22 protein-coding genes are annotated in these 22746 nt (G+C 72.8%); 18 read left to right on the top strand and 4 right to left on the bottom strand.

Annotated elements, in window-relative coordinates; all coding sequences use genetic code 11:
- Positions 1-62: 62 nt before the first annotated feature.
- Complete coding sequence (gene xseA, locus Q7A36_RS17665) at positions 63-1529, bottom strand: exodeoxyribonuclease VII large subunit (RefSeq protein WP_305105048.1); 1467 nt, start codon at positions 1527-1529, stop codon at positions 63-65.
- Between the two features lie 72 nt (positions 1530-1601).
- Here xseA and purD point away from each other — a divergent pair, with 72 nt between their 5' ends.
- Together purD and bla are read left to right on the top strand one after the other, a co-directional pair.
- On the top strand, positions 1602-2867 hold the full coding sequence (purD, locus tag Q7A36_RS17660) for a phosphoribosylamine--glycine ligase (RefSeq protein ID WP_305105047.1): 1266 nt from the start codon (positions 1602-1604) through the stop codon (positions 2865-2867).
- A 90-nt stretch (positions 2868-2957) separates the two neighbouring features.
- Positions 2958-3833, top strand: a complete 876-nt coding sequence (bla, locus tag Q7A36_RS17655; protein WP_305105046.1) for a class A beta-lactamase — start codon at positions 2958-2960, stop codon at positions 3831-3833.
- 31 nt (positions 3834-3864) lie between these two features.
- On the opposite strand, the gene Q7A36_RS17650 is transcribed toward bla, so the two are convergent.
- A complete protein-coding gene (locus Q7A36_RS17650; RefSeq protein ID WP_305105045.1) occupies positions 3865-4596 on the bottom strand; it encodes an ABC transporter ATP-binding protein in 732 nt (243 codons plus the stop codon).
- A gap of 24 nt (positions 4597-4620) precedes the next feature.
- Positions 4621-5472 carry an ABC transporter permease gene (locus Q7A36_RS17645; protein WP_305105044.1) on the bottom strand — a complete coding sequence of 284 codons (852 nt, stop codon included), beginning with the start codon at positions 5470-5472 and terminating at the stop codon, positions 4621-4623.
- A gap of 233 nt (positions 5473-5705) precedes the next feature.
- Between Q7A36_RS17645 and Q7A36_RS17640 the strand changes: the two genes are divergently transcribed.
- From Q7A36_RS17640 to Q7A36_RS17570, 15 genes are all read left to right on the top strand, one after another.
- Positions 5706-6572, top strand: coding sequence for a hypothetical protein (locus Q7A36_RS17640; protein ID WP_305105043.1), 867 nt, complete (start codon positions 5706-5708; stop codon positions 6570-6572).
- 11 nt (positions 6573-6583) lie between these two features.
- The gene (locus tag Q7A36_RS17635) at positions 6584-7555 is read left to right on the top strand and encodes a tetratricopeptide repeat protein (protein ID WP_305105042.1); all 972 of its coding nucleotides are present in this window, start codon (positions 6584-6586) and stop codon (positions 7553-7555) included.
- A gap of 592 nt (positions 7556-8147) precedes the next feature.
- Positions 8148-9629 carry a lytic transglycosylase domain-containing protein gene (locus tag Q7A36_RS17630; protein WP_305105041.1) on the top strand — a complete coding sequence of 494 codons (1482 nt, stop codon included), beginning with the start codon at positions 8148-8150 and terminating at the stop codon, positions 9627-9629.
- 382 nt (positions 9630-10011) lie between these two features.
- Positions 10012-10263 (top strand): hypothetical protein, encoded by a 252-nt coding sequence (locus Q7A36_RS17625; RefSeq protein ID WP_305105040.1) that lies wholly within the window; start codon positions 10012-10014, stop codon positions 10261-10263.
- 106 nt (positions 10264-10369) lie between these two features.
- Positions 10370-12499, top strand: a complete 2130-nt coding sequence (locus Q7A36_RS17620; protein WP_305105039.1) for an acetate--CoA ligase family protein — start codon at positions 10370-10372, stop codon at positions 12497-12499.
- Between the two features lie 2 nt (positions 12500-12501).
- Positions 12502-13359, top strand: a complete 858-nt coding sequence (locus Q7A36_RS17615) for a MaoC family dehydratase (protein ID WP_305105038.1) — start codon at positions 12502-12504, stop codon at positions 13357-13359.
- A gap of 4 nt (positions 13360-13363) precedes the next feature.
- Entirely contained in the window at positions 13364-13939 is a 576-nt protein-coding gene (locus Q7A36_RS17610) for a 3'-5' exonuclease (RefSeq protein ID WP_305105037.1), read from the top strand.
- A complete protein-coding gene (locus Q7A36_RS17605; protein WP_305105036.1) occupies positions 13936-14769 on the top strand; it encodes an isocitrate lyase/PEP mutase family protein in 834 nt (277 codons plus the stop codon). The genes Q7A36_RS17610 and Q7A36_RS17605 overlap by 4 nt, the downstream gene beginning before the upstream one ends.
- Before the next feature lie 61 nt (positions 14770-14830).
- Positions 14831-15526: a 3-oxoacid CoA-transferase subunit A gene (locus Q7A36_RS17600; protein WP_305105035.1), complete on the top strand. Its 696-nt coding sequence runs from the start codon at positions 14831-14833 to the stop codon at positions 15524-15526.
- 79 nt (positions 15527-15605) lie between these two features.
- On the top strand, positions 15606-16241 hold the full coding sequence (locus Q7A36_RS17595) for a 3-oxoacid CoA-transferase subunit B (RefSeq protein ID WP_305105034.1): 636 nt from the start codon (positions 15606-15608) through the stop codon (positions 16239-16241).
- Between the two features lie 142 nt (positions 16242-16383).
- On the top strand, positions 16384-17457 hold the full coding sequence (locus Q7A36_RS17590; protein ID WP_305105033.1) for an acyl-CoA dehydrogenase family protein: 1074 nt from the start codon (positions 16384-16386) through the stop codon (positions 17455-17457).
- Positions 17454-18302, top strand: coding sequence for an enoyl-CoA hydratase/isomerase family protein (locus Q7A36_RS17585; protein WP_305105032.1), 849 nt, complete (start codon positions 17454-17456; stop codon positions 18300-18302). The genes Q7A36_RS17590 and Q7A36_RS17585 overlap by 4 nt, the downstream gene beginning before the upstream one ends.
- A gap of 1 nt (position 18303) precedes the next feature.
- Positions 18304-19473, top strand: a complete 1170-nt coding sequence (locus Q7A36_RS17580) for an acyl-CoA dehydrogenase family protein (RefSeq protein WP_305105031.1) — start codon at positions 18304-18306, stop codon at positions 19471-19473.
- Between the two features lie 6 nt (positions 19474-19479).
- Entirely contained in the window at positions 19480-19701 is a 222-nt protein-coding gene (locus tag Q7A36_RS17575; protein ID WP_305105030.1) for a hypothetical protein, read from the top strand.
- Between the two features lie 74 nt (positions 19702-19775).
- A complete protein-coding gene (locus Q7A36_RS17570; protein ID WP_305105029.1) occupies positions 19776-20138 on the top strand; it encodes a hypothetical protein in 363 nt (120 codons plus the stop codon).
- A gap of 5 nt (positions 20139-20143) precedes the next feature.
- Here Q7A36_RS17570 and hemA read toward each other — a convergent pair whose 3' ends face one another.
- Complete coding sequence (gene hemA, locus Q7A36_RS17565) at positions 20144-21418, bottom strand: 5-aminolevulinate synthase (RefSeq protein ID WP_370655675.1); 1275 nt, start codon at positions 21416-21418, stop codon at positions 20144-20146.
- Between the two features lie 227 nt (positions 21419-21645).
- Here hemA and Q7A36_RS17560 point away from each other — a divergent pair, with 227 nt between their 5' ends.
- A complete protein-coding gene (locus Q7A36_RS17560; RefSeq protein ID WP_305105028.1) occupies positions 21646-22722 on the top strand; it encodes a DUF6817 domain-containing protein in 1077 nt (358 codons plus the stop codon).
- Positions 22723-22746: the final 24 nt, after the last annotated feature.

Genomic DNA, 22746 nt, shown 5'->3' with positions numbered 1-22746 from the left:
AAACTGACAGAAGAAGGAGGGGGCCCGGGGGAGTTCACTCCCCCGCTCTTCCTTCCTTTCCGTCACAGCAAAGCCCCCTGGTCCCCGCTCTCCCGCTTCTTCCGTCCCGCCTTCGCCCCCTCCGCCGTCGCGTTCACCGCGCCATCCCCGAAGGTCAGCACCAGCCGCTCCCCCGGCGGCACCGCCGCGGCGCTGGTCAGCGGCGCGCCCTCGGCGTCCGATACCAAGGCGAAGCCGCGCGCCAGCACCGCCTGGTAGGACACGCCCTCCAACCGCGCGACCAGCCCCTCCAGCCGCGCCCGCTTCTCCCGCACCAGCGCCGAAACGGGCGCCGGGGAGAGCCGCGCGATGGCCGGCGCCGCCTGGGCACGGGCCATCTGCCGCCGCATCGCCGCGTCGGCGCGCTGCCGCAACAGGCCGAGCACCGCGCGCCGCGCTGCGATCCCCTCGCGCGGATGCGGCAGGCGCGGGGCGATGCGGGCCAGCGCGCCGCGCTTGCGCTCGACCAGCGCCGGCAGCGCCACCGTCAGGCGCTCGCCCCGGTCCTCCAGCCGCTGCCGCATGGCGCCGAGAATGCCGGGCAGGTCGGGCAGGCCGCGCTCGGCCATCATCAGCCGGCGCCGGGCGCGGTCGAGCAGGGCGCGGCCGGCCTGCAGCAGCCGCGCCCCGGTCTGCGCCAGGTCGGCCAGCAGGTCGGCGCGGGCCGGGATCGCCATCTCGGCCGCGGCCGTCGGCGTCGGGGCGCGGCGGTCGGAGGCGAAGTCGATCAGCGTCGTGTCCGTCTCGTGCCCGACGGCTGAGATCAGCGGGATCGGGCTGTCGGCGGCGGCGCGGACCACGATCTCCTCGTTGAAGGCCATCAGGTCCTCGAGGCTGCCGCCGCCGCGGGCCACGATCAGCACGTCGGGGCGGGGCACCGGGCCGTCCGGCGGCAGCGCGCCGAAGCCGCGGATGGCGGCGGCGATCTGCTCGGCCGAGCCCGTGCCCTGCACCGGCACGGGCCAGAGGATCAGCCGGCGCGGGAAGCGACGGGCGATGGTGGTGCGGATGTCCTGGATCACCGCCCCGCGCTCGGAGGTCACCACGCCGATCACCCGCGGCAGCAGCGGCAGGCGGCGCTTCCGCTCCGGCGCGAAGAGGCCTTCCTCCAGCAGCCGGAGGCGCAGCTTCTCGATCCGCGCCAGCAGCGCGCCCTCGCCGGCATATTCCAGCCGGTCGATGACGAGCTGGTATTTCGAGCGGTCGGCATAGGTGCCGATCTTGCCGGTGGCGATCACCTCCACCCCGTTCTCCGGCTTGATCGAGAGCCGCGGGACCGAGGTCTTCCAGATGACCGATTCGAGCTTGGCGTTCTCGTCCTTGAGCGAGAGGTAGATATGCCCGGAGGGGTAGCGCTTGAGCTCGGTGATCTCGCCGCGCACCCGCACCCGGCCGAAGGCGTCCTCGAGGGTGCGGCGGATAGCGCCGGCGATCTCGGAGACGGCGAATTCGGGGATGTTGGGCGCGGTTCGCGGCGGAGTCGTGTCCATCGCCGGAGGATATGCTAGGGGCGCCCGGCCGGGGAGGGCGTTCCCCGGATGTTTCGGTCAGGGGTGCGGCGGATGAAGGTCCTGGTGGTCGGCGGCGGCGGGCGGGAGCATGCGCTGTGCTGGGCCCTCTCGGGCTCGCCGCTGCTGACGAAGCTCTGGTGCGCCCCGGGCAATGCCGGCATTTTCGACGTTGCGGAATGCGTTCCGATCGGCCCCGAGGACATCCCCGCCCTGGTCGCCTTCGCGCGCGAGAAGGCCATCGACCTGGTGGTGGCGGGGCCGGAGGCGCCACTCACGCTGGGCTTGGCAGATGCCTGCGCCGCGGCCGGACTGCGCTGCTTTGGGCCGAGCGCCGCCGCGGCACGGCTCGAGGGCAGCAAGAGCTTCACCAAGGAGGTGGCGGACGCCGCCGGCGTGCCCACCGCCGCCTGGGCCCGCTTCGAGGACCCCGCCGCCGCCCGCGCCTATATCCGCGCCCAGGGCGCGCCGATCGTGGTCAAGGCCGATGGCCTCGCCGCCGGTAAGGGCGTGGTGGTGGCGCAGAGCGTCGCGGAGGCCGAGGCCGCCATCGCCGACATCATGGAGGACCGGGTGCATGGCGCGGCCGGCGCCTCGGTGGTGATCGAGGAATGCCTGGTCGGCCAGGAGGTCTCGTTCTTCGCCCTCTGCGACGGCGGGACGGCGCTGCCCATGGCGGCGGCGCAGGACCACAAGCGGGTCGGGGAGGGCGATACCGGCCCGAACACCGGCGGCATGGGCGCCTATTCGCCGCCGCCGGTCTTCGACGATGCCATGCGCGACCGGGTGATGGCGGAGATCATCCGCCCGACCCTGGCCGAGATGGCGAAGCGCGGCACGCCTTTCCGCGGCGTGCTCTTCGCCGGGCTCATGGTCACGGATGCGGGGCCGAGGCTGATCGAGTTCAACGTCCGCTTCGGCGATCCGGAATGCCAGGCGTTGATGCTGCGGCTCCGCTCCGACCTGCTGGCCGCGTTGCTCGCCGCCTGCGACGGCGAGTTGCACGACTTCGACCTGCGCTGGGACCCGCGGCCGAGCCTGGTCGTGGTCATGGCGGCCCGGGGCTACCCGGGCACCTACGCGAAGGGCACGGCGATCCGCGGCCTCGATGCCGCCGCCGCCGTCCCGGGCGTGCAGGTCTTCCATGCCGGCACCGCGCGGCGGGAGGGCGAGGTGGTGGCGACCGGCGGCCGCGTACTCGGCATCGCCGCGACCGGCGGGACGCTGCAGGCGGCGCGCGACGCGGCCTATGCGGCGGTGGACGCCATCGACTGGCCGGAAGGCTTCTGCCGCCGCGACATCGCCCACCGGGCGCTGTAGGACGGCGCGTAGCGGCACCGCGCCGGCGCAAGCGATGCCGGCCGACCACCGCCAGGGTCCGCCGCGACGGGGACAGGGAGAGGAGCCGGCATGATCACCAGGCGCCAGGGCGCAGCGATCGCGATGGCGGTGCTGGCGGGCCCGCCTGCCGCCCGCGCGGCCAGCGGCAAGCCCGGGACGCTCGCCGAGGACCTCGCGCAGATCGAGTCTGCGAGCGGCGGCCGGCTCGGCCTTGCCGCGCTCGACACCGGCTCGGGCGCCCGCATCCTGCATCGCGCCGACGAGCGCTTCCCGCTCTGCAGCACCTTCAAGCTGCTCGCCGCCGGCGCGGTGCTGGCGCGCGCGGATGCGGGTCAGGAGAGCCTCGACCGCCGGATCCGCTTCCGGCCGGAGGACCTCGTCACCTACTCGCCCGCGACCGGGCCGCGCGCGGGCGGGGAGGGGATGACGCTGGCCGAGCTTTGCGAGGCGGCGATGACGCTGAGCGACAACACCGCGGGCAACCTGCTGCTCTCGGCCATCGGCGGCCCGGCGGGGCTGACCGGCTTCGCGCGCCGGCTGGGCGACCCGGTCACGCGGCTCGACCGCGTCGAGACCGCGCTGAACGAGGCGCTGCCCGGCGACCCGCGCGACACCACGACGCCGGAGGCGATGGTGGCCGATTTGCAGGCCCTCGCGCTCGGCGATGCGCTCTCGCCCGGCGGGCGGGCGCAGCTCATCGCCTGGCTGGTCGGCACCCGCACCGGCGACACCCGCATCAAGGCCGGCCTGCCCGCGGGCTGGCGCTTCGGCGACAAGACCGGCTCGGGCGAGCGCGGCACCGCCAACGATGTCGGGCTGTTCTGGCCGCCGGGCCGCCCGCCCGTCCTCTTCGCGGCCTACCTGACGGAGACGGAGGCGCCGATGGAACGGCGCAATGCCACCCACGCCGCGATCGGCCGCGCGCTGGCCGCGGCGTTGGGCTAGGGAGGCTCGGCGGCCCGGGGCGGACCCGCCCCTAGGCCTCCTCCAGCACCTCCTCCACCGGCCCGTCCGCCACCACCCGCCCGGCCTCCAGCCGGATGGCGCGGGTGCACCATTCCCGCACCACGGCCATGTCGTGGGTCGCCAGCACCAGGATGTCGGCGCTGCCCACCAGCCGCGCCAGCTTCTCCCGCGCCTTCTCCATGAAGGCGGCATCGCCGGCCAGGAACCACTCGTCCATCAGCAGGACCTCGGGCTCTATCATCGTCGCCATGGCGAAGGACAGCCGCACCTGCATGCCGGCCGAGTAGGTCCGCACCGGCACGTCGAGGAACTCGCCGAGGCCCGAGAAGGCGCCGACCTCCTCGGCCATGGCCTCGCTCTCCGCCTCCGACAGGCCGCGGTAGAGGCCGCGCAGGACGATGTTCTCCCGCCCCGTCGATTCCTGGTCCATCCCGGCCGAGGGATCGATCAGCGACCCGATCAGCCCCGCCACCTCCAGCCGGCCGCCGACCGGCTCATAGACCCCGGCGAGCGTGCGCAGCAGCGTCGTCTTGCCCGCGCCGTTGTGGCCGACCAGCGCCACGCGCTCGCCGCGGTCGATCCGGAAGTTGAGGTCGCGGAGCGCGGAGACGACGACGCGGTGCGACTCGTCCTCCCGCAGGCGAAGCGGCGACCTGGACAGGATCCGCTTCTTCAGGGACCGGGCGGCCATGTGGTAGAGCGGGAACTCGATGGTCAGGCTGTCCGCCAGGATGTGCGGCATGGCGGGATCCTTTCTCCGAGCCGGCTAGACCCAGAAGGCGATGCGCCCGCGGAAGCGGACGAAGAAGGCCAGCGCGACCGCGCCGGCCAGCAGCGTGTAGGCGATGGCGGACAGCCAGATGACGGCCGGCACCCCGCCCTCGACCAGCGGCCCGCGGACCGTCTCCATCAGCGCGTAGAAGGGGTTCAGCGGCAGCCAGACGGCGTTCTCGCCCAGCAGCTCCGGCTTCCACAACACCGGCGACATGAAGAAGGCGAGCTGCATGACGCTGCCGACGATCGGCGCTATGTCGCGGAAGCGGGCGCAGAGCATGCCGAGGAAGAGGGAGATGAAGAAGGCATTGACCGTGACCAGCGCGAGGCCGGGGAGCAGCAGCAGCGCCTCTGGCCCCGGCACGGTGCCGGTGGCGAGGAAGATGACGAGGACCAGCGGCAGGCTGTGCGCCGTGACCAGCGCATTGCGGAACACGGTGCGGAGCACGTGCACCGAATAGGGCAGGGGCATCTGCCGGATGATGCCCTCGGCGCTGGTCAGGCTGGTGCAGGCATCGCCGATCGTCTGGGAAACCATGTTCCAGACGATCAGGCTGACCGCGATGAAGGGCAGGTAATCGGCGAGGGTCAGCTTGAACAGCGAGGAGTAGAGCAGCCCGAGGCCGATCACCATCACCGCCGTCGAGATGGTCAGCCAGAAGGGGCCGAGCACCGAGCCGCGATAGCGGTTGCGGATGTCGAGCCTGGCGAGCGCCGCCGGCAGCCGCCAGCGGCGCAGGCCGGTCGCGAGGTCCTGCAGCGCCGCGGCGCGCCGGTTGGGCCGCGCGGCGTCGCTCACATAGACCGGCGGGGCCGCCTTGGGGGCCAGGGTCGCATCCAGCATGGCCGGCGCTATAGACCGGACCGCGCGAGGCTGCCAGCGGGGCGGTGCCGCGACGCCCTGCGCCCCCGGGACGGCCCCCGCTGTGGCGCCGCCGCCGCGCTGCGTGCGTTCCGTCACACTGTCCCGGTGCCTCAAGCTTGCGCCAGCGATACGGGCAGGACTATCGGTTGTACCAGGGCTACCGTAGGCGCAAGCCGCGGTCGGGCCAGCGGCAGCAAGGGTAGGATGACACCGTGAAGCATTCGGACTCCGGGCGTGACGGATTCGTGCGCTGGCGCATCGCCGCATTGCCGGCGGCCCTCGCCCTGGCGCTGGCCGGCTGCACGCCGGGCGTGACCCAGGGCACGGGCGGCGGCGCGGTGACCGGCGCCGCGGGCGGTGCCAGCAGCGTCGGCGCGCAGGACAGCCTGCAGCGCTGCTCGGAGCCGCTCGGCACCATCGCGGTCGATGACGGCCGGCAGCAGGCCTGGTGGGGGCCCTTCACCCAGGCGACCCGCGTGACGACGATCGAGCCCATGGTCCGGCTGGTGGTGCAGCAGTCCAATTGCTTCGTCATCACCTCCATCGGCAATGACCGGCTGGAGGACAAGCTGGGCCGGATCACCCAGTTCCAGCGCAACAGCGGCGAGTTCCGGGCCGGTTCCAACCAGCAGCGCGGCCAGCGCATCGCCGCTGACTACTTCCTCGAGCCGGCGATCCTCTTCGCGGGCTCGCCGACCGGCGGGATCGGCGGCGGCCTGGGCGGCTTCGGCGGCGGCTGGGGCGGGCTCGCGGCCGGCGTCCTGGGTGCCGCCATGCGCACGAGCGCCACCACCGTGACGATGTCGCTCTTCGACATCCGCAGCAGCGCGCAGGTCGGCGCCTCGGAGGGGTCCTCCACCACCACCGACCTGGGCGCGACCTTCGCCGGCCTCGGCCTCGGCACCGGGGGCGGCGGCTTCGGCGGCCTCTCGGCCTATCAGCAGACGCCGCAGGGCCAGGCGACGGTCGCCGCCTTCGTCGATGCCTACAACAAGCTCGTCGTCGCGCTGCGCAACTACAAGGCGCAGGAGATCCGCGGCGGCGCCGGCACCGGCGGCCTGCTGCGCGCCCCGCGCTGAGCCGGCCCGGCATGCGCCCGCCCGCCCACCGGCCTGCCATCTGGCCGGCCCTGGCCCTGCTGGCGGCGGTCGCGTCCTGCGCGCCGCCCGAGCCGGGCCGCAGCGGCTTCGGCCCGACCGTACGCGTCTGCGACGGCGGCGGCTGCCGGGAGCAGCCGACGGGCATGGTCACGGCCGAACTCGGCGACCGGCGCGCCACGCCGCCTACCGACCCCGATGCCTACAAGGGTGAGGATCCGGCGGCGCTGCGCGCGGCCGCCGCGGGCGGCGACGCGCGGGCGGCCTATCTGCTCGGCCAGGTCGAGGAGTTCGGCCTGGGCGGCCGGCCGCGCCGCCCGGCCGAGGCCGCCGCCTGGTACGACCGGGCGGCGGAGGCGGGGAATCCTTGGGCGCAGTTCCGCCTCGCCAACCTGCTCGCGGAGGGCAGGGGCGCCCGGCGCGACCCGGCCCGCGCCACGGCGCTGACTGCGCAGGCGGCGGGCGCCGGGCATCCGCTCGCGGCCTACAACCTCGGCATGATGGCGCTGCGTGGCCAGGGCGTGCCGCGCGACCCGAACGAGGCCGCGCGCTGGCTGACCCTCGCCGCCGAGGGTGGCGTGGTCGAGGCGCAGTACACGCTCGGCACGCTCTACCTGCGCGGCGACGGCGTGCCGCTGCGCCTCTACGAAGGCCTGACCTGGATGCGGCAGGCGGCGCAGGGCGGCTATCCGCCGGCGCAGAAGGCGGTCGGGCGGATCTACATGACCGGGCTCGACACCATGGGCCAGGACCTGCAGGAGGCGCGCACCTGGCTCGGCCTCGCCGCCGGGCGCGGCGACCGCGAGGCGCAGCGCTGGCTGCAGGAGATCGCCCGGGCCGAGCGGGAGGAGCGCGATTACCGCCGTGCCCTCGCCCTGCAGGCCGAGCAGACGCGGGCGATGCTCTATGCCGTCACGCTGGCGGCGATCCTGACGCCGCCGGTGGTCTACTACCTGCCGTACTGACGGCCGGCCCGTCGCCGCCCGGCCCTGCCGGCCGCGGCGCCGGACCTGGTCCCGGTCCCGGTGCCCTGCGATCCCCGGGGCCGCCGCGCGGCCCGTGAGGACGCCCGGCGCCCGAGGAGCGCGCATCGGACGTCGCGCCTGCCCGATGCGGGCCACGGGACTCGGCGACGGGATGGCGAGACGATCCGGTGCACCGAGGTCCGCGCCGATATCCGCAGCAACGATGCTTGCCAATGAGAACATCGCCACGGCAGGCCGAAGGCCCTGCCCCGCGCCCGGTGGCTGCGCCGCGAACCGGCGGTTTGCCGCGGCCTGGCCGGCAGCCCGAGGCTCCGGAAGTCGGCCTGCCGGCCGCCTGTCACCGCGCTGCCACGGGCAAGCGTATCGAGATTATTTAGTATACAAAGTATTGCGCCTTCAACTCGGCCTTGCCGAACGGGCCTGCCTGCGTGTAGGGCTTTGAGCCTTACGGACGCCAGACGTCCGCCAGGTCTTCGGGGCAGCCTGGGGGCACGCATCGTGGGGACGATGGGTGCCCTGGGGGGGCAGGCTTCGGAGTCCCGGTGGTCCAACACCCGACGGAGCCAAGGGGATGCCCCAGGGGAAGTGGACGACAGTCGAGACCGGCCGGATGTCGCCTGGGCGCAATGCCCGGGTGCTCAGGCCCGCCGTCGCGCTGTCGGTCCTCGCGTTGCTGGCCGCCTGCGGCCAATCGACTCAGACGACCGCGCCCGGCAAGCATGTCGCGGCGACCTACGGCCATTACAACCGGCCCAGCAGCTACGACCCGCCGGGATCGCCGTCCGATCCCTGGGGACCCTATATCCGCGAGGCCTCGCGCCGCTTCGACGTGCCGGAGCGCTGGATCCGCGAGGTGATGCGCCAGGAATCCGGCGGCCGCATCGGCGCCACCAGCCCGGTCGGCGCCATGGGCCTGATGCAGGTCATGCCCGGCACCTACCGGGAGATGCAGGGGCGCTACGGGCTCGGCGACGACCCCTACCACCCCTATGACAGCATCATGGCGGGCGCGGCCTATATCCGGGAGATGTACGACCTCTACGGCTCGCCGGCCTTCCTCGCGGCCTACAATGCGGGGCCGCGGCGGCTCGAGGACTATCTCTGGAACAACCGCGGCCTGCCGAACGAGACGCGCAACTACGTCCGCCGGATCGGGCCGAACATCATCGCCCACCACCCGAACCGCCGGGTCGCGCCGGAGATCTATGCGGCGGCCGAGATCCCGCTCGACATCCCGCCCGGGCCCCGGCGCATGGACACCGCGACCATGCTCGCGCTCAAGGAGCAGCGGGAGGCGCAGATGCCCGGCATCCAGGTGGCGCAGCTGCCGCCGGGGCCGGTGGTGCGGATGGATCCCATCCCGAACCCGCCGGAGGACCAGGTGCCGGAACGGGTGCAGGTCGCGGCCCTTGGCGGCGGCCCGGTGATCCGGATGGATCCGATCCCGGATGGCAGCACCTATGCCGCCCCGCCGCCGCGCGAGGTGGTGCGGATGGATCCCATCCCGAACCCACCCGAGCCGGCGCCGGAGGCCGCCCCGCGCCCAGCCGCGCGGCCCGAATCGCCGGCCCTCGCCTTCGCGCCGCCGCCGCGACCTGCCGCACCGGTGCTCGCCGCCCGCCAGCCCGCCGCCCCGGCCCGGACCCAGGTCGCGCTGGTTGCGCCGCCGGCCGCCGCCGCGCCCACGCGGGCGATGCCGGTGGTGCAGTCCGGCCCGGCCCGCGGCTTCGCCCTGCTCGGCACGGCGCAGGCCGCGACCCTCTCCGCCGGGATACGGCCGGCCGTTGCCCGCGGTCCCGCGCCGGCACCCGCCCCGGCCGCCTGGGCGGTGCAGGTCGGCGCCTTCGCCAGCCAGGCCCAGGCCCGCGACGCGGCGGCATCGGCGCAGGACGTCGCCGGCGGCCGCTCCGCGGTGCAGCCCGTCGCCGCCGGCAAGTCCACGCTCTACCGTGCGCGGGTCACCGGCCTGTCCCAGCCGGCGGCCCAGGCCGCCTGCGACCGGCTGAAGCGCAAGGGCGCCTGCATGGTCCTCTCGCCCGACGCGCAGGGCTGAGCGACCCGCCGGCCGAAGGGGTCCCGACGAAGCGCCGCTTCCCGGGGCGCCCCGCATGGCCCGGCGGCCTGATCGGCCCGCCCGGCATGCGACCCAGGCCGATGACCGCCGCGCCTTGGGTGCGGCGGCCTGGATCGGTCCGCCCGCCACGCAAGGGCGGGACGCGCCTGCAGCCCGGCGCGTGCGGGCGGGTCCATCCCGGCGTCGTTTCCGAAACATGTCACGCCGCCCCCCTGTCGGACCTGCCGGCCCGGGGTTAGACCTTGCCGCGCCGGTCGTGGCCCGCGACGCTGCGCCTGGCGAACACGTTCCGTCACCCGGCAGGGTCCCTGGCGGGGACGCGTGCGGCGGGTCGCACGTCGATCGGATCGGAGGAGAACGCATGTCCGACCCCATTCTGGTGCCTGGCCTCGCCGGCCTGTTGCCCGTCCCGCCGCAGGCCATCGCCCCGGCGCTCTCGCTGGGCGGCGAGGGCGAGGACGAGGACGAGGAGTTCGACGAGGACGAGGACGACGACCTCGAGGATGACGACGAGGAGTTCGAGGACGACGAGGACGAGGAATTCGACGAGGACGAGGATGAGGACGACGAGGATCTCGACGACCTCGACGAGGAGGAGGACGAGGAGGAGTAGCCCCTCCGCGCCGCGCGCCGGCGGCTGAGCGCGCGGCCCCCCTTGCTGTCCTGCCGCCGGTCCCGCAGGCTGCGGCAGGACAGACAAAGCCTTGGGGGAGAAGTCCATGACTGCCGAAGCCGCGCCGGCCGCCGCCGGATTCGCGTCGCTCGACGCGCTGGTGCGGCCGCGCTCCGTCGCCGTCATCGGCGCCTCCGACGAGCCGGCCCGCATCGGCGGCAGGCCGATCGCCTATATGAAGGAGCGCGGCTTCGCGGGCGACCTCTGGCCCGTGAACCCGCGCCGCGCGACCGTCCAGGGTCTCACGGCCTATGCATCCGTGGAGGCGCTGCCCGCCGCGCCCGATGTCGCCATCATCGCGGTGCCGGCCGAGCAGGTGATCCCGACCCTCGACTCATTGGGACGCAAGGGCTGCCGCGCCGTCATCGTCTTCTCCGCCGGCTTCGCCGAGATGGACGCGGCCGGCGAGGCGCAGCAGGAGAAGCTGGCGGCCGTCGCCCGCGGCCACGGTATCCGCATGCTCGGGCCGAACTGCCTCGGCCTCTTCAACGACAGCATCCGCTTCTACGGCACCTTCACCGCGAGCTTCGAGAAGGGCTTTCCGATTGCGGGGCGGATCGGCATCGCCTCCCAGTCCGGCGCCTATGGCACGCATGTCTTCTCGGCGGCGCTCGACCGCGGCCTCGGCGCGCCCGTCGTCATCACCACCGGCAACGAGGCCGAGGTCGCGCTCGGCGATGTCATCGGGTGGATGGCGCAGGCGCCCGAGGTGGAGGTGATCTGCGCCTATGCCGAAGGGATCCGCGAGAGCACGCAGTTCATCGCCGCGCTCGACCTCGCCCGACGCAACCGCAAGCCGATCGTGATGATGAAGGTCGGCCGGTCGCAGCTCGGCGGCGCGGCGGCGAAGTCGCACACCGCCTCCATCGCCGGCGACGACACGGTGACCCAGGCGGTGCTCGAGGAGTTCGGCGTGGTGCGGGCGCGCACGACGGAGGAGATGCTCGACATCGCCTATGCCGCGACGAAGCGGATCTATCCTGCGCGCAATACCCTCGGCGTGCTCACCGTCTCGGGCGGCGCGGGCGTGCTGATCTCGGACGCCGCGGAGCAGGCGGGGGTCGCGATGCCGCCGATGCCGGAGGCGGCGCAGGAGCGTCTGCGCTCGCTCGTGCCCTTCTGCGCGCCGCGCAACCCGGTGGACTGCACCGCGCAGGTGACGAACAACCTGCCGCTGATTTCCGAGTTCGCCGAGAGCGTGGCGCGGGACGGCGGCTATGCCTCCATCCTGTCCTTCTGGTCGCAGACCGCGGCGGGGCGGAGCGTCGGGCCGAGCCTGCAGGAGCAGATGAGGAAGGTCCGCGCTGCCTTCCCGGACCGGCTCTGGGTCATGTCCATGCTCGCGCCCAACAAGGTGCGGGAATACGAGGGGGATGGCTGGGTCTGCTTCGAGGATCCCTCGCGCGCGGTGAACGCCATCGCCGCCATGGGGGTCTTCGGCGCCGCCTTCGCGCGGGCGGAGCAGCCCGCTGCCGAGGTGCCGCTGCCGCGGGTGGCGCTGCCCGAGGCGACGCCCTCCGAGGCGGTGGCCAAGGCGCTGCTGGCCGAGGCCGGCGTGCCGGCGGTGCCGGAGCATGCCTGCAGCGATTCCGAGGCCGCTGTCATGGCGGCCGAGAAGATCGGCTATCCCGTGGTGCTGAAGATCCTGTCGCCCGACATCCTGCACAAGAGCGAGATCGGCGGCGTGCTGCTGGACGTGACGAATGCCGACGCGGTGAAGCATGGCTTTGCCACGCTGCTCGAGCGCGCGCGGCACCACGCGCCGGCGGCGCGGATCGAGGGCGTGCTGGTCGCCAAGCAGATCAAGGGCGCCGTCGAGATGGCGCTCGGCGTCTTCCGCGACCCGGTCTTCGGGCCGGTGGCGATGGTCGGCCTGGGCGGCATCTTCATCGAGGTGCTGAAGGACGTGTCCTTCCGCCGCTGCCCCTTCGACGCGGCGGAGGCGGAGCGGATGATCCGCAGCCTGAAGGGCTTCCCCTTGCTCGACGGCGCGCGCGGGCGGCCGAAGGCCGATGTGGCGGCGCTGGCCGGGGCGCTCTCCGCCCTCTCGGCCTTCGCCGCGGCGGCCGGGCCGCGGCTGGCCAGCATCGACGTCAACCCGATGCTGGTGCTGCCGGAGGGGCAGGGCTGCTACGCCGCCGACGCGGTGATCGAGCTGGATGGGGGAGGTCACTGACCATGGGCATCGTCTACGAGAAGCTGCTGAACTACCCGATCCCGGAGGTGCGGCAGGCGCTGCGCTGGCAGGATGTCGCGCTCTACAACTTCTCCGTCGGCCTCGGCCAGGACCCGATGGACGAGAAGCAGCTCGACTTCCTCTATGAGCCGCGGCTGAAGGTCATGCCGTCGATGCCTGTCGTGCTCGCCTCGCCCGGCTTCTGGTCGCGCAACCCGGATACCGGCATCGTCTGGCAGCAGATCCTGCATGGCGAGCAGGGCCTGGTGCTGCACAAGCCGCTGCCGACCGAGGGCGAGGTGATCGGACGCTCCCGCATCACCGGCCTGGTCGATCGCGGCGAGGGCAAGGGCGCGCTGATGTATTCCGAGCGCGAGATCCTCGACGCGAAGACCGGCGAGGTGCTGGCCACCAGCACCTCCACGAGCTTCATGCGCGGCAATGGCGGCTTCGGCGGCCCGAGCGGCCCGGTGAAGCAGCCGCATCCGGAGCCGCAGCGCGCACCCGACGTCACGCTCGACCTGGCGACGCGGCCGGAGCAGGCGCTGGTCTACCGGCTGAATGCCGACCTCAACCCGCTGCACATCGACCCCGCCGTGGCGCGGCAGGCGGGGTTCGAGCGGCCGATCCTGCACGGCCTCTGCAGCTTCGGGGTGGTCTGCCACGCGCTGCTGCGCAGCCTCTGCGACTACGACACCGCGCGTTTCGGGCGGATGGACCTGCGCTTCTCCTCCCCGGTCTATCCGGGGGAGACGATCCGGACGGAGATCTGGAAGGAGGAGGGCGGGGCGGCCTTCCGGGCGCGGGTCGTGGAGCGCGACAAGGTGGTGGTCTCGAACGGGCTGTTCCGCTACGCCTGAGGGCATGCACTGGCAGGGCGGACCGATCACCGTCTTCGACACCGAGACCACCGGGGCCGCCACGGGCGACCGCGTCGTCTCGCTCGGCGCCGTGCGGCTGGACGCGGCGCTGGAGCCGGAGGCGACGCTGCACCTGGCCTTCGCCCCCGGCATCCCCTGCCACTGGGGCGCCACCCGGGTGCATGGCATGAGCGACGCCTTCCTCGCGCGGCACCCGCCCTTCGCGGCGCATGCCGCGGAGGTCGCGGACTTCTTCGGCGGGCAGATGGCGGCGGCGCACAACATGCCCTTCGACCGCCGCATGCTGGGCGGGGAGTTCGAGCGGCTGGGCCTGCCGCACCCCTGGGGCGGGGCCGTCTGCACCCTGCAACTCTGGCGCCGGGCGCATCCCGGGCAGCGCGCCGGCCTCGCCCATGCCGCGGCGGCCTGCGGCCTGGGGCGGGAGACGGCGCTGCACGGCGCGCTGGAGGATGCCTGGCTCGCCGCCCAGTTGCTCCGCGTGCTGCACGGAATGCCGCCGGCGCCGATGCGGCTGCATGGCATCACCAACAGCCCGGCGGATCTGGAGGTCCTGGCATGACCACCACCACCGATGCCGCCGCGCGCGGCGAGCGCTTCGCGGCCCTGCACCGATCCGGCTGCTTCCTGCTGCCCAATGCCTGGGACGCCGGCAGCGCGCGGCTCCTCGCTTCGCTCGGGCCGGCGGCGCTGGCGACGACCTCGGCCGGCGCCGCCTGGACGCTCGGGAAGCAGGACAGCGCCATGGACCGGGCGGAGGCGCTCGCCAATGCGCGCGCGATCCTGGTGGAGACCGACCTGCCGGTCTCGGCCGATTTCGAGGACGGCTTCGGCCCGGCGCCGGAGGCCTGCGCCGCGACGGTGCGCGCGGCGATCGAGGCCGGGCTCGCCGGCTGCACCATCGAGGACACGACGCGTGACGCCGCCGCCCCGATCCACGGCTTCGACGCGGCGGTCGCGCGGGTGCGGGCGGCGGTCGCGGCCGTGCGGGAGAAGGGCCGGCCCTTCGTGCTGACCGCGCGGGCCGAGAATTTCCTGCATGGCCGCCCGGACCTCGAGGACACGATCCGCCGCCTGGTCGCCTTCGCCGAGGCCGGGGCGGATTGCCTCTATGCCCCGGCGCTGCCGGACCTGGAGGCCATCCGCCGCGTGGTGGCGGCAGTCGCGCCGAAGCCGGTGAACGTGCTGATCGGCCCGCGCGCCGGGCTGGTGCCGATGGCGGACCTCGCCGCCGCGGGCGTCCGGCGCGTGAGCCTCGGCGGCGCCCTGGCCCGCGCGGCCTATGGCCAAGCGCTGGACCTGACCCGGGCGCTGCTCGGCGGCGACCTGCCGCGGATGGCCGCGGTCATGCCGCATGCGGCGGTGAACGGGGCGATGCGCCCGCCGGGGTGACGGGGGCTGGACCGCCCGGACGCCGCGGTTTACCTGATCCCCAAGGCCCGGGAGGGATCGGATGATCAACAAGATCGTGCAGTCGGTGGCCGATGCGCTGGCCGGCATCAAGGATGGCTCGACGGTGCTGATCGGCGGCTTCGGCAGCGTCGGCCAGCCGGACGTGCTGATCGAGGGACTGATCGAGCAGGGCGCCAAGGACCTCGTCGCCGTGCTGAACAATGCGGGCGTCGGGCGCGTCGGCGTGGCGCGGCTGATGGAGCTTGGCCGCGTGCGCAGGATCGTCTGCTCCTTCCCGCGCAGCAGCGACCCGGTGGTGTTCGAGACGCTGTACCGGGAGGGGAAGATCGAGCTGGAGATCGTCCCGCAGGGGACGCTTGCCGAGCGCATCCGCGCAGCCGGCGCCGGCATCCCGGCCTTCTACACCGCGACGGCGGCGGGGACGCTGCTGGAGCAGGGCAAGGAGGCGCGCGAGTTCGACGGCAAGCGCTATGTCATGGAGCGGGCGCTGCGCGGCGATGTCGCGCTGATCGAGGCCTGGGAGGCGGATCGCTGGGGCAACCTCGTCTACCGGGGGTCCGGCGCCAATTTCAATCCTGTCATGGCCATGGCGGCGGACCTGACCATCGCGCAGGTGCAGCACATCCGCGAGCTCGGCGAGCTGCATCCGCACATGATCATGACCCCCGGCGTCTATGTGAACCGCGTGGTCCAGGTGGATCGCGGCGGCGACTGGCTGAAGCCCGAGAACGCCTGACGATCGGATCGCTGGAGGGCCGGCTGGCCCGGAGGCGTGAAGCCGATCGTGCGATCAGCATGTGAGAGGAGGACCGGACATGCCCTTCACCCGTGACCAGATGGCCGCGCGCCTCGGCGCCGACGTGCCGGAGGGGTGGTGCGTCAATCTCGGCATCGGCATCCCGACCATGGTGGCGAACCATGTGCAGGGGAAGGAGGTGATCTTCCAGTCCGAGAACGGCGTCATCGGCATGGGCCCGGCGCCGGCGAAGGGCGCGGAGGATCCCTGGCTGATCAATGCCGGCAAGCAGCTCATCACGCTCGCCAAGGGCGCGAGCTTCGTCGGCCATGCCGACAGCTTCGCCATGATCCGCGGCGGCCATATCGACCTCTGCGTCCTCGGCGCCTTCGAGGTGGCGGAGAACGGCGACCTGGCGAACTGGGCGACCAGCGAGAACGACACGGCGCCGGCGGTCGGCGGCGCGATGGACCTCGCGGCCGGTGCGAAGCGGCTCTGGGTCATCATGGAGCACACGACGAAGGACGGCCGCCCGAAGCTGGTGGAGCGCTGCGGCTATCCGCTGACCGGCCTCGCCTGCGTGCGCCGGGTCTATACCAACCTGGCGGTCATCGACGTGCTGCCGGAGAAGGGCTTCGTTCTCGTCGACCTCGCCCCCGGCGTGACGCTGGATGAGCTGCGCGCGAAGAGCGGCGCGACGATCCACACGAACTGAACGACATGGCTTTCCGAGCAGATTTACGCCTCCGGGCATCCGCCCTCCGGCGATCTGCTCAAGGGTTCCAAGGGCCTTAAGCCCTTGGTGGGTGGGTCCAGGGAGGGCAAAGCCCTCCCTGGATACTGGGGAGACGCATCCAATGAGTGCCGCGCTCGACGACGACCGCGCCGAATCCATCCGCATGATCCGCGACAGCGCCGCGGCCGTCGCCCCGCCGGGCGGCGACCTGAAGCGCGTGCGCGACCTGCGCTGGCAGGATCCCGGCTTCGATGCCGGGCTGTTCCGACAGATGGGCGAGATGGGCTGGATCGGCCTGCGGGTGCCGGAGGCGCTGGGCGGCGCCGGCCTCGGCGTCTCGGAGATGTGCGCGCTCGCCGAGGAGCTCGGCGCCGGGCTGGTGCCGGAGCCGCTGATTCCCTGTACCCTTTCCGCCCAATTGCTGGCCGCGACCGGCGGCAAGGGCCCGCTGCCGGTGCTGCTGGCGGGTGAGGTGGTGGTGCTGACCGCCTGGCAGGAGCGCGCCGACACGCTGGAGGTGCCGGGCAGCGCCGACGCGCCGCGGCGCTTCCTGCCCATGGCCTCGGGCGCCGACTTCTTCCTGCTGCCGGTGCGGGAGGGCGGCAAGCTCGCCCTGTATGAGTTGCCGGCCGCACGCTGCGTCCCGACGATCGAGCGCACGCAGGATGGCGGCAATCTCGGCACGCTGCAGCCCAACATGCACGAAGCGACGAAGCTCGCTGACGATGTGGGCGAGGCGCTGGCGGTGGCGCTGGACGAGGCGGCGCTGGTCACCGGCGCCTATCTCCTCGGCGGCATGGAGCGGGCCTTCGGCATGACGCTGGACTACCTGAAGACCCGCCAGCAATTCGGCAAGGTCATCGGCGGCTTCCAGGCGCTGCAGCACCGCGCGGCGGACCTCCGGATGCAGCTCGCGCTGACCCGCGCCAGCATCGAATCCGCCGCGGCCGCGCTGGATGCGGGTGCGGTCGGCGATGCGCGGCGCGCCGCCGTGTCGCGGGCCAAGGCGCGGGCTGCCGAGGCCAGCCTCCGCCTGCAGCGCGAATGCATCCAGCTCCATGGCGGCATCGGTTATACCGACGACTACGATGTCGGCCTCTACCTGCGGAAGGCGATGGTGATGGCCAACCAGTATGGCAGCGCCGCGCTGCACCGCCGCCGCTTCATGGCCGTCAGCCCGGAGGTCGAGGAATGAGCGGGTCGGGGATGGACCGGGCCGCCGCGCTGCGCGGAGGGCCCGCGGGGCATGGGCCGGAGGCCGCTGAAGCCCAGGCCTCCGCGATCCGCGTCATCGAGGAGCGGGACGGCCCCGTCCTCATCCTCACCATGGACCAGCCGGCGCGGCGCAATGCACTGGCCATGCCGATCCGCATCGCGCTGATCTCGGCGCTGGAGCAGGCGCAGGCCGACAAGGCCATCCGCGCCGTGGTGCTGACCGGCGCGGGCGGCCATTTCTGCTCGGGCGGCGACATCTCCGGCATGGACGTGAAGGATGCGCTGAGCGGCCGGGAGCGGATGCGGCTGACGCACCAGCTCATCCGCCTCATGGTCCTCGGCAGCCTGCCGGTGGTCGCCGCGGTGGAGGGCGTCTGCGTCGGCGGTGGCCTGTCGCTGGCCTGCGCCTGCGACACGATCGTGGCGGCGGAGGATGCGCGCTTCGCCGCCGGCTTCGGCAAGATCGGGCTGATGCCCGATCTCGGCCTGCCGCATACCCTGCCGCTGCGCGTCGGGCAGGGCCGGGCGCGGCAGATCATGCTCTACCACACCATGCTGAGCGCGCCGGAGGCGGAGCGCATCGGCCTCATCGACCAGGTCGTGCCGCAGGGCCATGCCCTGCAGGTGGCGCTGGAGAAGGCGCGCTTCCTCGCCGAGCAGGCGCCGGCGCCCATGGCGCTGACCAAGCAGATGCTGGGGGAGGGGCTGGACCGCGCCCTGGAGCAGGAGCGGCATTTCCAGTCCACCCTGTTCCTGACAGAGGATTTCGCCGAGGGCCGCGCCGCCTTCCTCGGCAAGCGCAAGCCGCAATTCAGGGGAGCCTGAGATGGACGCCATCCGCATCCCGCCGCCCGCGGAGCTCGACGGGCTGGAGGACGAGCATTTCCGCCAGGTCGTACGCGCCTTCCTGCACGAGAACTACCCGGAGCACCTGCGCAACCCGCCGAAGCGCCTGCACTGGGACGAGAACAAGGAATGGTACTTCAAGTTGGCCGAGAAGGGCTGGCTCTGCCCCGGCTGGCCATCGGCGCATGGCGGCCTCGGCCTCTCGCCCGCGAAGCAGATCATCCTGACCGAGGAATACGAGCGCCACGGCGTGGCGCGGACCAACGACCACGGCATCGTCATGCTCGGGCCGCTCGTCATCAAGTACGGGACGGAGGAGCAGAAGCAGCGCTTCCTGCCGAAGATCCTGACCGGCGAGCATATCTGGTGCCAGGGCTATTCCGAGCCGGGCGCGGGCTCCGATCTCGCGGCGCTGCGGACCGAGGCGGTGCTGGACGGCGACCACTACGTCGTCAACGGCCAGAAGATCTGGACCACGCTGGCGATGGACGCGAACTGGATCTTCCTGCTCGTCCGCACGGACAAGAATGCCAAGAAGCAGGAAGGGATCAGCTTCCTCCTGGTGGACATGAAGACGCCCGGCATCACCGTGCGTCCCATCATCAACCTCGAGATGCATGACGAGTTCTGCGAGACCTTCTTCGACAATGTCCGGGTGCCGAAGGAGAACCTGGTCGGCCAGCTCAACAAGGGCTGGGACATGGCCAAGGCGCTGCTCGGCTTCGAGCGCATCTTCCTGGGCTCCCCGCGGCAGTCGGGCTATGCCCTCTCGCGCCTGAAGATCCTCGCCGAGCGCATGGGCGTCGCCGAGGACCCGCAGTTCCAGGACAGCTACGCGAAGCTGCGGCTGGAATTCGAGGACCTGAAGGCGCTCTACGGCACCTTCGTCGACCGTCTCAAGCGCGGCCAGTCGCTCGGTCCCGACGTCTCCATGCTGAAGATCATCCAGACCGAGCTCTTCCAGAAGATCACCGACACCATGCTGGAGATCGCCGGGGAGAATGCCGGGCTGATGGAGCCGATGGAGGGCAACCGCGACCTCAATATCGGCGGCCTCTACATCCAGGCGCGGCCGGCGACGATCTATGGCGGGTCGAACGAGATCCAGCGCAACATCCTGAGCAAGAACGTGCTCGGGATGCCGGGCTGAGGAGCCATGGCCAAGCCCGACCGCGCCGACCTCGTCACCGCCGCCCAGATGGCGAACGAGGCCGGCATCGAGCCCCGGCATTTCGAGCGCAAGCTGCGGCGGGCGAAGCTGCCCTGGCATGTCCATGACCGGTCCTGGACGGTCCGCCGCGGCAGCCCGGAACATGCCGACCTGCAGCGCGTGCTGGCCGAGGTCCTCGCGGCCCGTGCCGCCGGCGTAGCGTCATGACCGGGGCGGCCGCCGCGGATTGACCCCTGCGGCGCCGCACCCGACCATGCGCCCGGCCGAACGGGATCCCTGACATGTCCGAATTCCGGCGCCTGTCCGCCCGGTGCGGGGTGGCGGCGTTGCGCCTTCTCTCGCTGCTGCCGCTGCTCGCCGCATGCGCCGGCGACCGGTCCTGCGGGGCGGTGCTGGCCAATGCCTCCGGCCAGCCGATCGAGCAGTTCTTCCTGGCGCCACCGGGCGCCGGGGCCTGGGGCGCCGACCTGCTCGCGGCCGGGGAATTGCCGCCCGGCGGCACGCTGCCCTTCCGCGTCCCGGGCAAGGGCCGCTACGGCATCCGTGCCGTCTGGACCGATGGCCGCGCGGTGGAGACGCAGGGGGTCGAGGCCTGCCGCATCACCCGCGTCACCATCCGCGATACCGCGCTGCGGATGGAGTAGGCGCGCTACTCCGCCGCCAGCGGCACGGCGCGCGCCGGCAGCACCGCCTTCAGCGCCCGCACGAGGTCGGCGATCATCGCATCGGTGTGGAAGGGCGTGGCGCAGAGCCGGAGCCGCTCCGTCCCCCGCGGCACCGTCGGGTAGTTGATCGGTGTGGCGTAGAGGTTGTGCTCCTCCAGCAGCCGCCGCGCGACCTGCCGGCAGAGCTCGGCCTCGCCGACCATGACGGGGACGATGTGGCTCGGCCCCGGGATGCGGGGCAGGCCGGCCGCGTCCAGCGCCGCCTTCAGCGCCGCCGCCCGCCCGGCCAGCGCCTCGCGCCGGGCCGGGTCCTGCTTCAGGGCCCGGACGCTGGCCAGCGCCGCGGCGGAGACGGAAGGCGGCAGGGCGGTGGTGAAGATCAGCCCGCCCGCGACGCTGCGGATGAAGTCGACCAGATCGGCCTCCCCCGCGACATAGCCGCCGAAGACGCCGAAGCCCTTGGCCAGCGTGCCCTCGATCAGGTCGATGCGATGGGCCGCCGCATCGCGCTCGCTGATGCCGCCGCCGCCCGCGCCGTAGAGGCCGACGGCATGCACCTCGTCCAGATAGGTCAGGGCGCCGTAGCGCTCGGCGAGGTCGCAGATGGCGTGGATCGGGGCGATGTCGCCGTCCATGGAATAGACGCTCTCGAAGGCGATCAGCTTCGGCGCCTCCGCCGGGGCGGCGGCGAGCTTCGCTTCGAGGTCGGCAAGGTCGTTGTGCTTCCAGATCACCCGGGTCACGCCCTTGGCGTGGCGCATGCCGGCGATCATGGAGGCGTGGTTCTTGGCGTCGGAGAAGACGATGAAGCCCGGCAGCGCCTCGAGCACCGTGGAGATCGCGGCGTCGTTGGCGATGTAGCCGCTGCCGAAGAGCAGCGCCCCCGACTTGCCGTGCAGCGAGGCAAGCTCGGCCTCGAGCGCCGCATGGATCGGCGAGGTGCCGGAGATGTTGCGCGTCCCGCCCGCGCCCGCGCCATGCTCCGCCACCGCCCGCGCTGCTGCCTCGAGCACCGCGGGGTGGTTGCCCATGCCGAGATAGTCGTTGGAGGACCAGACGGTCACCTCCCGCACGCCCTCCGGCCGGTGCCAGCGATAGACCGGGAAGCGGCCGGCCAGCTTCTCCAGATGCGCGAATTCGCGGTAGCGGCCCTCCCGGCGCATGGCGCCGAGCGTGTCGCGGGCATGGGCGAGGAGGGTGGCGCGGGTCTGCATGATGGCGCGCAGATGTAGCACGGGCGTGGCGGAAGGGAGCGGCATTGGCCGGAAAAACCCGATGAATCGGCCGCAACCCTGTGCCGCGGCGGTGACGATGCTCCGGCTCACGGGACCGCGCGGGGCGGCCCGGCGCCATGATCCAGATCAAGCGGCGCGGGCGCTTGCCGGCAACGGTCGGGCCGGTAGGCTGGCGCAGGCCGGGGAGGGCGAGGGCATGACGAAGATCGGGCTCCTGCAACGAGAACAGGTCGGCGCCGCTAGGGTGTCCGATGCCTGAGCGCCTGCATCCGCATCTCCGGGCCCTGCTCGCCGATGACTGGGCCCGCGTCGATCCGGAGATGCCGCGGCTGCTCGACCTGCTCCTCGCCCGCAGCGCCGGGGAGGACTGGCACAAGGCCGGTACCTTCCGGGACCACCTGCTCGGCGTGCTCCGCACCCTGACCCTCTGGGACCAGCCGCGGGAGGTGCGCCTCCTCGGCCTCTTCCACAGCGTCTATTCCAACGAATACGTGGACCTGAAGCTCTTCGACGGCGCCGGCAACCGGGCGGAACTGGCCGAGGCCCTGGGCACCGAGGCGGAGCGGCTGATCCACACCTTCTGCATCATGCCGCGCAGCCTCTTCACGCAGCGCCTGCTTGACGAGGAGGACCTGCCCGAGGAGGGGATGGCGCTGGAACGGGACGGGGCGCCGCCCGTCCTCCTCTCGGCCCGCGACGTCGCGGTCTTCGCCATCGCCACCATGGCAGACGTGGCGGAGCAGTGGCATTCCTGGCAGGACGAGATCTTCGCGGGCTTTCCCTTCCAGAGGCCACGCCCGACCCGGGAGAACTGGGCCGCCTCGCTCTGGCCCGGGCCGCTGAAGCCGACCGCGACGGCGCTCTCGATGCTCTCGCGCCTCGGCCGCGTCCTCTCCGACCTGCCGGAGGAATGGGGGCTGCCGACCCCGCCGGTCTTCGCCCGCTGCACCGCGGTGCTGGATCCGGCCGAGGAGATGGCGGCCTGCGCCCTCTATTGGCAGGCGGTCACCCGCGGCCTGCCGATGGGCGGGATGGGCCCGACCCACCGGGCGCTCGAGGCCTGCATCGCCCAGAACCCCTATGTCGGTGAGCCGCGGCTGATGCTGGCGCAACTCGCCCTTATCGCCGGCGACTGGGACATGGCGGCGGGGCAGGCGCGGGCGGGTCTCGACCTGCTGCAGGACTGGGGCGTGGCCTGGGACAAGCGCATCGCCTGGTCCGGCTGGGTCGCCTGGGCGCGCATCCTGCTGCAATCGGCCGAGGCAAGGCGCTGGCCGGAGACGCTGACCGGCCTGAACGGGCTGGGGCTGGTGGCGGCGCCGTCCTGAGGACCGGCGCGCCGGCCGCGCCGC

It is taken from the genome of Paracraurococcus lichenis (genome assembly GCF_030657435.1).
In the GTDB taxonomy this organism is placed as follows: Bacteria; Pseudomonadota; Alphaproteobacteria; order Acetobacterales; family Acetobacteraceae; genus Paracraurococcus; species Paracraurococcus lichenis.
The sequence above is the reverse complement of the archived record's forward strand: the minus strand, read 5'-3'. Positions and strand labels throughout refer to the sequence as shown.